This window comes from Pseudoalteromonas sp. Angola-30 (assembly GCF_028599215.1).
Lineage (GTDB): Bacteria > Pseudomonadota > Gammaproteobacteria > Enterobacterales > Alteromonadaceae > Pseudoalteromonas > Pseudoalteromonas atlantica.
Genome location: NZ_JAQREI010000030.1, coordinates 1 through 11,851, shown reverse-complemented (window position 1 = coordinate 11,851; position 11,851 = coordinate 1). Strand labels below are relative to the sequence as shown.

8 protein-coding genes are annotated in these 11,851 nt (G+C 38.6%); 6 read left to right on the top strand and 2 right to left on the bottom strand.

What is annotated here, in order from left to right; all coding sequences use genetic code 11:
* Positions 1–252 precede the first annotated feature (252 nt).
* Complete coding sequence (locus PSH54_RS20295; protein WP_273606977.1) at positions 253–1,053, bottom strand: GGDEF domain-containing protein; 801 nt, start codon at positions 1,051–1,053, stop codon at positions 253–255.
* A gap of 635 nt (positions 1,054–1,688) precedes the next feature.
* Here PSH54_RS20295 and PSH54_RS20290 point away from each other — a divergent pair.
* Positions 1,689–2,804 carry a DUF748 domain-containing protein gene (locus tag PSH54_RS20290; RefSeq protein WP_121638539.1) on the top strand — a complete coding sequence of 372 codons (1,116 nt, stop codon included), beginning with the start codon at positions 1,689–1,691 and terminating at the stop codon, positions 2,802–2,804.
* Positions 2,805–2,870: 66 nt separating this feature from the next.
* Here PSH54_RS20290 and PSH54_RS20285 read toward each other — a convergent pair whose 3' ends face one another.
* Positions 2,871–3,698, bottom strand: a complete 828-nt coding sequence (locus PSH54_RS20285) for an ion transporter (RefSeq protein ID WP_004586335.1) — start codon at positions 3,696–3,698, stop codon at positions 2,871–2,873.
* Positions 3,699–3,787: 89 nt separating this feature from the next.
* Between PSH54_RS20285 and PSH54_RS20280 the strand changes: the two genes are divergently transcribed.
* The 5 genes from PSH54_RS20280 (at position 3,788) to PSH54_RS20260 (ending at position 11,541) form a co-directional block, all read left to right on the top strand.
* Positions 3,788–4,000 carry a hypothetical protein gene (locus tag PSH54_RS20280; protein ID WP_004586334.1) on the top strand — a complete coding sequence of 71 codons (213 nt, stop codon included), beginning with the start codon at positions 3,788–3,790 and terminating at the stop codon, positions 3,998–4,000.
* 3 nt (positions 4,001–4,003) lie between these two features.
* A complete protein-coding gene (locus tag PSH54_RS20275; protein WP_064387269.1) occupies positions 4,004–4,285 on the top strand; it encodes a hypothetical protein in 282 nt (93 codons plus the stop codon).
* 59 nt (positions 4,286–4,344) lie between these two features.
* Positions 4,345–4,536: a YwbE family protein gene (locus PSH54_RS20270; RefSeq protein ID WP_004586332.1), complete on the top strand. Its 192-nt coding sequence runs from the start codon at positions 4,345–4,347 to the stop codon at positions 4,534–4,536.
* The gene (locus PSH54_RS20265; RefSeq protein ID WP_004586331.1) at positions 4,536–5,051 is read left to right on the top strand and encodes a DUF4240 domain-containing protein; all 516 of its coding nucleotides are present in this window, start codon (positions 4,536–4,538) and stop codon (positions 5,049–5,051) included. The genes PSH54_RS20270 and PSH54_RS20265 overlap by 1 nt, the downstream gene beginning before the upstream one ends.
* A 190-nt stretch (positions 5,052–5,241) precedes the next feature.
* Positions 5,242–11,541 (top strand): M4 family metallopeptidase, encoded by a 6,300-nt coding sequence (locus PSH54_RS20260; protein ID WP_273606976.1) that lies wholly within the window; start codon positions 5,242–5,244, stop codon positions 11,539–11,541.
* Positions 11,542–11,851: the final 310 nt, after the last annotated feature.

Sequence of the window (11,851 nt, the reverse complement as noted above, 5' to 3'; positions counted from 1 at the left end):
CTTACATCCCTGTAAGAATAAGTAAAAACCGAGCAAAGCTTCCGCGTCCTGCTCACGCCCCTTACCTACATCTATGTAGGCAACAAAGAGTTTATCGCCCCTAGGCAGAACCTGAAGGGCAGCGCATGTTTGGCATTTATGCTGCGTTATCGCCTATTTATGTGGAATAACCACACTTCATAGGCTCTGCCTTGCCTAAAAACCAAAAACACTGCTGTAAATTCAAGCATCAAAGATCAACACGCCCTAGTGTTAGTTAAGCGGCATTGCATACGCTACTTTATTTTTTCCTTCGTGTTTTGCTATGTATAATGCTTTATCTGCTAAATCTATCGCTTTGTCTATTTGAATAGTTGCGCATTTAATGCCTATAACGCCAAAGCTTGCTGTAACATTTATAAATTGTTGTTTGTATTCAATAGGCTTACTTGCAAGAGTAGTACGTAGAGTATCGGCAAATTGCTTTGCTTTTAGCTCTGAATCTCTGGCTATCAGTATTACAAATTCTTCTCCGCCTATACGGGCAAATATATCCTCTTTATTTAAACATGCTCTTACCCGTTTTGTTGCTTGGATTAGTACTTCATCTCCACCTGCATGGCCGTATTCATCATTTATATTTTTAAACGAGTCTATATCCCAATATATAAGCGATACGTGTTGTTCGCAGCTTAATTTATTTTCAAGCTTTTTTTGGCCAACGTCGTAAAAACCACGTCTGTTTATACATTGTGTGAGTACGTCGGTCATGGCGAGTTTTTGCATTTCTTGCGCTAAATCTGAGGCCATTATAAAAATAATAAATACAGCCATACCAACATGTGCAGTTGGGACTGTTATAAAATTAATGAGTGTATATAAATCTAAGTAAGCTTGGTTAACCTGGCTGCCTTGCATTAGTGCGATGGTGGCCGCAATAAATAAACATACGCCGCACAAAGTGTAAGTAATGGCAGCCCCAATTTCAGCGGGTAGCGACTTAGGTTTATGTTTTATTATAATGACGGCGTTTATTAGCAGCAGTAAAATATCGTAATAAATATATAAAGACATAAACAAACCAACATGAACGTTCACGGCTTTATAATAATAAACTGCAGCTAACGTAATCACGGCTAATGCTAACAAATAATCGATTTTGATAGGGCTTCGGGCACGTATACTGTGTCCCCATGTTCCCAAAATGACAGACCCCATAGAAAAGCTAACAGCCAGTAGCCAATAGAAGGTTTCTGATTCGAAGTAGGGCCGCAATAATATTGTACCCCATTGACACGCAGAGCACATAAATGCGCAGGCCCAAAATAACGAATATGATTTTTTCCCTAACGTATACCACGCCATTAAAAATATAACTGACCAAACAATACTGGTTAGTAAAAGAGTAATTAAAATAAAAAAGACTGGGCTCATAGGTTATATGTTCTTGTGTTAGTTACTTTTTACTGTAGTTGAGGTTGCTTGGGAATTCGAGTAAAGCTATGTATTTAAAAATTCTATTTGTAAATATTTATGTATTGTGTGTACCTACAACTCCTATGAATTGCATTTTTTGGTATAGCTTTTGCTCGTACTAATCTATTACACCTTTATTCGCTCGGTTTTCACTGTTTTGTGAGTACTTAATTCACTTATGCAGGTATTTTTTACTTATGCCGAGATGCTAAGCCTTCACATAAGGATAGATAATGGCTTCTACTTTTAAAAATACACGCAAAAAATGGTTTTATGCTTTAGTGGTTACAGCCTTGGGGTTAATTTTACTCAGAGCTTTAGCCCCTTATGCGGTTCAATATTATGTAAATCAGCAGCTTGAACAAACCCAAGGCATAACAGGGCATGTGGGTGATGTTGATTTGTACTTATACCGAGGCGCTTACGCTGTTGATGAGGTAGAAATTTACGCGGTAGATGCCACGCAGGTGCCTAAGCCGTTACTGTCTATTGATACACTTGATTTTTCGCTTGCGTGGTCTGCTTTATTAAACGGTAATTTTGTCACCAACATGGCTTTTACCCGCCCAGAAATTGTTATTTACGATAAAGACCCAACTACCGCTGAACAAAATCAACAGGTGAAAGATGAAACCACGTGGGTAGGCCTTGCTAATGATCTCGTGCCTTTTTCAATTGATACGCTACGTATAGACAATGGTAAAGTAACCTTAGTTAACGCCACCAGCGAAGGAGAGCAGCCTACTTACGTATCAAATATAAACGCTAACATTAACAATATTACCAACGCACAAAACCTCTCTAAAACTTTAGTTACGAGTTTAAAAGTAGAAGGGCAGCTAATGGGCGAAGCTAAGCTGTCTTTAAATGGTAAATTAGACCCCTTTAGTGATGAAGCTAATTTTGATTTTAATGTTGAAGTGCAGCGTTTTTCGGTTAAAAATCTCGAAACTGTTTTTAAAGTGTATACCCCATTTGACATTGAAGCCGGCGGAATAGATGGCGCAATGGAATTGGCCGCTAACAATAATAACTTAAATGGATATGTAAAAGCGGGTGTGCACGATTTAAGTGTTTTTTCGTGGCGCGAAGATATAGAAAAAGATGATGACGGTCTATTTACCGCTATTTTTGAAGGCAGTATTGATTTACTCAGCTCGTTATTAGAAAACGACGAGTCAAAGCTGGTGGCTGCTCGGGTGCCCATAGACGGGCAGTTAGATAACGCTGATGTATCTACTTTTGAAGCCGTGGTTTCTGTATTAAAAAATGCGTTTTTTGAAGCATTTAAAATGAAGGTTGATAATGTTATTTCGTTTGAAAGCACGCAAGAACAACAAGGTGAGTAACTAAAAGCCCTTTGTATTAACTCAATACAAAGGGCTTTTTAAGTTTTAGCAAGTAAAATAGATCAGCTATTTATTGGAGTTGGTAATATCTGAGGTTTTACTTAATAACGTTTTCAGCTCAGCTATTTGCGCTTGTAGTTCAACCACTTGTCCTTGCGTTGCAGGAAGTGAGTTATTATCCGCTTTTAGCTCACGGGCATTTCGATGCTCCTCGCTCATTACTTCTAAAATGGCACCTACCATCATGTTTAAAAACACAAACGCAGTTAAAAAGATAAACGTGAGGTAGTAAATCCAGCTTAGCTCGTACACCGCCATGGTTTCGTACATAATGTCGGTCCAATCTTCAAAGGTAGCTATCCTAAATAGCGTTAACATTGAAATGGATACATCTTGCCAAAGCACCGGGTTAATATCGGCAAACATCATACTGCCCATGGCTGCGTAAATATAAAAAATAACAAACATAAGCAGTGCTATATAGCCCATTTGCGGAATGGCTTTAAGTAACGAATTTACAAGCAAACGCAGCTCTGGGATCATAGATACTAAACGCAGTACCCTAAATATACGCAGCAATCGGGCAAGTAACATGGTTGAGCCTGCAGCTGGGTATAAGCTGCCAAGTACAATAATGGTATCGAATATATTCCAGCCCTTTGAAAAGAAGTCTTTTATTCCTTTACTTGCAATAAAGCGAATAATGAGCTCGATTAAAAAGAAAGCTGTGATCCCTACATCCATCCAATTTAGAATAAATTCTACAGTGGGGTGAAGAGAATATGTATGAGCACCTACGGTGAGGGCAGAAACAACAATGACAGCTATAACAAATGATTGAAATATCTTGCTTTTGTCTATACGCTGAAACAGCTTTTGTAACTGCGACATCATAATTATGGGTCCTATGCAAAGTCAGGTTTTTATGACGCTAATATACAATAATATTGTTGCTTTCGATAACGAAAGTGTAAGGAATTCTAATGTTAATCAGTCAAATAACTAAAAGCGCATTGCTGTTTGTGGGATTTTCGGTACTTGCAGGGTGTAGCTCTGACGCTCGCTTTCACGAAATTCAATCAGCACGTTTAGATGAATGTAACTATAAAGCCGATAAAGAATATTACGAGTGCCTTGAAAATCAAGATAAAAATTTTGAAGAGTATAAAAAACAGCAAAGTGAACAAACACAATAATTTATGACTAAAACACAAAAATTGCGTGATAAACAAATACGCCAAGCCCTCACCAACGCCTGTGAGCAAATAAAAGCGACTCATGATGGTTTTGCTTATTTAACTCACACCATTGATTTAAAAAATGAAGCAAAGTCACTAAACATAAGCTGCTATTTTGAAGATGATATAGCCTATAACGACACCGAAGCGCATTTTTCTCAGCTAGTCGATATTATTAACGCTGAGCTTAGCAAAATAAGCTTACCGGTAGCGGCTAAGCAAATAGCGTTTTTAGTTGATTAACATTGGTTTGACTAGCTATGGACGTTATAATTACCAAAATTATTTTTAGGATGTAAAGCATGGCTGTTCCATCGCGCTCGCAAATCACACCAGGTACAACCGTAAATATTGTATTAAAAGAAGATCAACGCAGCGGCACATTGACTCAAGGTGTAGTTGAGCGTTTATTAACTAAATCACCTAATCACCCGCATGGTATTAAAGTACGCCTAGAAGATGGTCAAGTCGGCCGAGTAAAAGAGATTTTATAATGACAGCGTTAACAGAGCAGGAATTTTGGGATTTAGTGACCACGCCTGAGCTAGGGCTCGACCCACAAAGCGTAAGCGACAACTTAAAAGCTAAATTGAGCGAGTTAACCGACGAGCAGCTCATTGCTTTTGATAAATTTTTTGGTATTCACATGCGCAAATGTTTTACCTGGGATTTATTTGGTGCTGCATTTGTTATGGCTGGCTGTAACGACGAATACGGTTTTAGCGAATTTAGGTGCTGGCTCATCTCCCGCGGGGAGACGGTATTTAATAACGCATTAAGCAATGCCGACTCACTAGCACAGTGCTCCCCTGTGTATTATTTAAATGAGCAACCTTACCCTTATATTGATGAATACGACTTAATAGCCGGTTTATTATTTGAAGAGCGTAACGACGACGAATTACCTTTTGTACCCTCAGGCGAGCAACCGGCAGGTAAACGCTTTAAAGACAAACCCAAGTTTTTAAAACAAAGCTATCCGCAATTATTTGCAAAATACTGGCAGTAATACTCAACGTTATTTACATTCAAGATGGTTGCATTTAACGCCACCATCTTGAATTTTCCTTTCACAGTTGTTCACAGTCGTACCCATTTATTCACTTTTTTAAATGACTCTATGTTAATAGTTATGTTACATTAATGTGTTTTTAAATGAACAGACACTGAATAATAACAATATACGACATAGGAATGTTATGTATAAAACACTCTCATCAGGATTGATAGCGTTTTGCTTTTTAAATTCGCTAAGTGCACACGCGGCGGTTTCGCAACGAGTAAACAAATCATCTTTATCAGAAGTTAACTTACTTTTAAATCAAAGCGTAGGTTTAACTAATCAGGCATCCACCCATTCTTACTTTATTGAGTTAGATACGCCTCAAGCCTTAAATGCAAAACAAACTCGGTCATCAGCTAAAAAGATGCAGCAGTTTTTTGCAGGCGTGCCTATTTGGGGGCAGCAAATACGAGTGCAATCTAGCAATCAACACATAAGTGGTTTTTTTGCTAAAAATATCGATGCTGTATCTTTAAATAAAACGGCTAATAATCAGTTTGATGAATTTTCTGCGGTTAAATCTATTTTAGTAAACGCTAAACTTGATGAATCTACAGCTTATCAAGTATTAAACAATCAACGTTATGTTTATATTGATAACGGAGTCGCACATTTTGTTCGCTTAATTGAATTAAATGTATTTGAAAATGGTGTTGAAAAAAAGCCAATAGGTTTAGTAAGCGAATCTGATTACAGTGTATTTAAACAGTGGAATAATATTAAAAGTGCCCAAGGTACAGGCCCTGGCGGTAATACAAAAATAGGGCAGTATGAATACGGCACTGACGTTGAAGCACTGGATGTGACGCAGCGTGGTGAAATGTGTTTTTTAGAAAACGAGAAAGTTAAAACTGTCACCATGGAGTCGGGTTTTGAGCCAAGTGAAGCTTACTCTTTTGCCTGTGATAGGAATACTTACAAAGAAGTAAATGGAGCTTACTCCCCACTAAATGATGCCCATGCATTTGGTACTGCGGTATTTGATATGTATCAACAGTGGTACAACACGGCTCCGCTTACTTTTCAATTGTTGATGCGTGTTCACAGTGGTGATAACTGGGAAAATGCAACGTGGAATGGTCAGGCTATGACCTTTGGCGATGGCGCTGATAGGTTTTACCCGTTGGTTTCACTTGATATCGTATCTCATGAGGTAAGCCATGGTTTTACTAGTCAAAACTCTAATTTAATTTATGCAGAACAATCTGGTGGTATAAACGAATCTTTTTCTGATATGGCGGGTGAAACAGCCGAGTATTTTTTACGCGCAGAGACTGATTGGTTATCTGGCGCTGATATTTCAAAAACTAGCCCCGCACTTCGTTATTTTGAAACGCCATCACTAGATGGGCTTTCGATTGACCACGCAAGTGAATATTACTCAGGTATGGATGTTCACTTTAGTAGTGGAGTTTTTAATCGTGCTTTCTTCCTACTTTCGAACACTGATGGTTGGGACCCTAAAAAAGCGTTCGAGATAATGCTTTTTGCAAATCAAAACTATTGGGTTAACTCTAGTGATTTTATTGATGGAGCCTGTGGTGCTATAAATTCTGCTATTGATTTAAGGTATGAAGCTAACGATGTCATTGTAGCATTTAATGAAGTAGGCGTTACTTGCGATAACATTCAGTTTATAGATGCCGATGCCGATTTAATGGATGATAACTGGGAGCTGTTTTACGGATTAGATCCTAGTAATGCTGATGACGCTGGACTTGATTTAGACCAAGATGGTTTAACAAACCTTGAAGAATACTTAGCGAATACTTTCCCTAATGCAACGGATACCGACTCAGATGATCTATCAGATTATGATGAAGTTAATGTATACCTTACTGAACCTAACAATGCAGACTCTGACTTTGACCGCATGTCTGATGGCTGGGAAGTTTCGTTTTCATTAAACCCATTAAATGCAGATGATGCTCAACTTGATTTAGATTCAGACACCTGGAGTAATGTAATCGAGTTCTTTGGTAACAGTGATCCTTCAGACGCAAGCTCTGAGCCGGTCGTTTTTCTTGAAACAACCTTTGACTTCGATGATGCAGCTGTTCCAGATTTGCTTATTTCGTCAAATTTACAAACGCCTTGGGTAACAACTCAAATTAATGAAGATTCTGGCTTTGTGTTGACTAATAACGACATTACAGACAACCAATCAACCAGTGTTGAGTTTAGCTTTTTAAATAGCGAGCAAGGCTATGTAAACTTTAACTACGCATTAGACACAGAAGTTGGTTATGACTATTTTACTGTTTATATTAATGGTTCAATTGTTTTAGATGAGTCAGGAATAAGCGAGTGGAAGGACGCGTCTTTCCAAGTTCCTGCTGGACTAAATACTGTTAAGTTTACTTATTCTAAAGATTTGTCCGTTTCTACTCCTGCAGATGCTGTATATATAGATAATTTATATATAGGGCCTAATTTTCCTGATGCTGATAATGACGGTATGTCTGATTCTTGGGAATTACAGCATGGTTTTAATATTAATAATAGTGAAGATGCATCACTTGATGCTGACGCGGATGGCTTATCTAACCTTTTAGAGTTTTTAAACGAGGGTTTACCAAATAACCCTGATACAGATGGCGATACTATCCCTGATGGCTGGGAGTACAATAATAGTTTAGATTTAACTAGCTCGTCTGATGCAGCAGAAGATGCAGATAATGATGGGTTTTCAAATCTAACCGAGTATTTAGCAAACACTGATCCGCAGTCAGATACTTCTTTCCCTGTTGCTTTAAACCTCACTACCTCTTTTGAAGGCTCTGCACTACCTAGTTGGATGGTTGAAGCCGAAGGTTCTAGTGCTCCTTGGTTTATTACGAATGATTTTGCGACCGACGGTATACAAAGTATTCGCTCAGGCGTTATTAGTCACTCACAGTTTAGCAGCTTCACCGTAACAGGTTTATTTGAAGAGAGTGTATTAGCATTCGATTATAAAATTGAATCAGAGTCTTGCTGCGATTTTTTAAGTATTACTATTGATGGACAACCCGTTTTTGAGCGTAATGACCGAGGTAATTCAAATACCACAGAAGCAACGTCTATTGTGCTTAACCTAAGCGAAGGGCTTCATAATATTGAATTTAAATATTATAAAGACGGTTCTGTCTCATTCGGTGCCGATACTGTATGGCTTGATAACTTTGCTTTATTTTCTCCAACTGATTTAACAGATACTGATAACGATCAACTGCCAGATTACTGGGAATTAGTTAATGGATTAAATCGCCTTGATGCAAGTGATGCTGCATCTGATGCTGATACTGACGGTCTTTCAGCCCTAGAAGAATTTAACCTAGGAACAAATCCAACCTCAGCAGATACAGATGGTGATGAACTAAGTGATGGCTATGAGGTAAGTAATGATCTTTTACCTTTAGATGCTGCAGATGCTAATTTAGATTACGATGAAGATGGTTATACAAATATTCAGGAGTTTTACTCTCAGAGTCTAGCTAACGATGCTTCATCATTAGTGCAATCTTTTACGCAATTAAATGAAAGCTTTGAAGATGGCCTTCTTCCGACTAAGTTTACCGAACTTGCCGTTAACTCTTGGGGTTGGCAAGCTAATACAAGTTGGTCAACTTTGGGCGATGCAAGCCTTAGCTTAGCATTAACGCCTACTAGCACGGTTGGGGGGTTTGCCATTGCGGGGTTATTTGAAGCCGGTTTTATTAATTTAGACTATTTGGTTTATGACTCTCCAGCGCTGCAAATAAGCTTAAATGGTAGCCCTATAGATGTAAATCGTGGTAGCCAGTCTCGTTTATTGTTACCGGTAGATGATGGTTTTAACATTATTAAAGTTAAATATGAGGACTTATACCTTCAGCAGCAACCGTTATCAGTTGATAACATTACCTGGTCTGCAGATATAGACCTCACCAGCGACTATGATTCGGACGGTATTCCTGATTTTTGGGAAGTTGAATATAGGCTAAATGCTTTAGAACCCTACGACGCTAATTATGACGCCGACTATGATGGTTTGACTAATTTACAAGAGTATCAACTTTCGGGTAATCCGCTTAGCTCAGATTCAGATGGTGATGGTGTTCAAGACAGTGAAGATAGCCACCCAGATGATGCAAGCCGCGGTGAAAATAGTCCGCCTGAGTTTATATCGAGTCTTGAGCCGATTACGCTTGAAGCGACTTCACAAAATACTAATATTACCCGTCTATATACTCCAGAGGCTAGAGATAATGGTCATTTAGAGCCTCAAGTATACACAAACTCTGGGTCTTACTTGCCCCTTGGCGAGCACCAGATTACATGGATTGCACGAGATAATGTTGGTAACGAAACATCGGCTATACAAACAGTCACACTTGTTGATACAACTGCCCCGATTATCCAACCGTATACTTTTAGTGTTTATGGCAGCACGATCACGGCTATAAAAAATGCACTTTTAGATAGTCGTGTTATTTACGATAGTGTTTCAGCTATAACGCTTCTGGAAATTGATGATAGCTTTGTATTTAGAACGGGCGATGTATCTATTCCTGTATCTGCTGTTGATGAAGCTGGAAATCATGTATCAGGCGACGTAAGGGCTATGATTTTCCCTGAAATCAGTATTCAGCCTACTACGTATGTGTATCAAAATGGTAATGTGCTTGTAGATGTTTTTATTAGCGGCGCTAACCCATATGGTTACTCTAGCTTTCATTTACAAGCTAATAATAGCACCCAGTATTTTACTACTAATCAGTATGGACCTATTAAGCTTGAGTTAGAGCGAGAATTTGTAGGTAGCGCAGCAAGTATTAGTGTCCTATCTAATGGTAATGCGTTTATAGACAAAAATGATAACAGCCAGCTAGTGTACTTAAGTGAAGCGGCACAGGCGCAGTTTATTACTGATTTTTATCAAAATGGTAAAGCAGTTAATAAAACTATTCAGCGTTCTTTACCTGACTTTAATGCCACCATTAAGTTAGTAAATTTACCTAGTACAGGTAGTGATGTATCCCTTGAGCTTATTGGCCCCACAGGTGTTGATTTTTACATTTATAAAACAGCTGATTCACAGTGGGATGTTTCATTTAGCGCAAATCTTTCTGAGCAAACCAATAATATAGATTTAACTTTACGTGTAAAACAAGGTGATGAACTACTAGCAACTAAGCAAACTAGTTTACGTATTGTTGATAGCGTTATATTTGATGACCCTGAGCTAGATACTGATGGCGACGGTATACCTGATATTGAGGAAGGGGTAGGTGATAGTGACAAAGATGGTATTGCTGATTACCTAGATAGCACTTCTACTACTAATACAGCTATCTTAGCTTCAGGTGATAGTGCTCACAGTATTGATGAGTTTAATCACTTAGCTGTAGGTAGCATTAAAGAGGCTCTAGCAGCGGGTTATATTGCTGATATGTCTATTTCTGAACAAGCGCTTAGCACTTATTTCTCAGATTTAGATATAATAGAACCTCACTTCCAAGCTAAAAGTGATGTAATTAACCTTCGTGTTACGTTATCTAATTCATCAAGCACCGCAGAAATTGCACTACCTGAGTATGTAAATGCAATTTTAAGCTCAGACATGCAAGTAAGAGTACTAACCGCTGCAGGTTGGCAGTCGGCCACTGTATTATCAGGTAATGTATATGAGCAAGTGTGTTCACGCTGCTTTAGCTTTGCAATCGCAGATGGTAGCGCATTCGACCTTGATGGAGAGGTTAATGGGGTTGTTGAAGTTGTGGCAAAACTAGCGCAGGAGAGTCTAAATCAGGCGCCAGTATTAGATGTAGATATGCCGGCCACAATAGAAGAGCTTGCTACTATTGAGCTTGATGCTTCTGGCTCTACTGACCCTGATGGAGATACGTTATCTTACGAATGGCGTGTTGAACACCCTCAGTTATCCATTACAGCTGAGGATACTCAAGGTAAAGCGGTACTTACCGTGGGTGAGCTTGAGCAAACGGTTGATGCGGATATTACGTTAGTGATATCAGATGGCTATGAGCAATTTACGCAAGTATACACCGTTAGCTTTTTACATGTTAATCAGCTTCCAAGTGTAGAATTAAGTACATCTGCGGTTTCGGTTAAAGAAGGTCAGGAAGTTTCAGTGACAGCGTCTGCAACTGATAAAGAATCCTCAGAGCTTTCTTTTAAGTGGGTTCAAACAATGGGTGTAGAAGTGGCGCTAAGCGATGTTGACTCCAGCACACTTAAGTTTACAGCGCCGAGTGTGTCGCAAACTACAGAGCTGGGCTTTAAGCTTATTGTATCTGATGGTGAAGGTGAGACTGAGCAAAGTTTAGCTGTGACTGTCACTAATGCATCTGGCACAAGTAGTGAAAAGGGCAGTGGCGGTGGTTCATTAGCCTTCATTTTGCTGCTTTTAGCATTTTCTGTTGTGTACACAAGAGCGCAGTGCTTTAAGTAACACTTACTAATAAATATATTTTTATATTGATAAAAGCCCCTTGATGTATTCAAGGGGCTTTTTCTTTTATGAACCAAATGTATTTTAAGTAAGTATAGAGTTGAGTGTGTTATGCTATTTTTATTAGTAATGAGTTGGAATTTTAATGAGTTATCGTAAAATTTTATTATGTATGAGCTGTTTATTTCTAAGTAATGTACTTTTTGCTAAAACTGTTACGCCGAGTAATAAAAGCCGTTTTATACCGTTATTAAAAACAATGCTTGGCGATTACCAGGTGGTAACTGCTAACTCCCCACTGTGTGTGGAT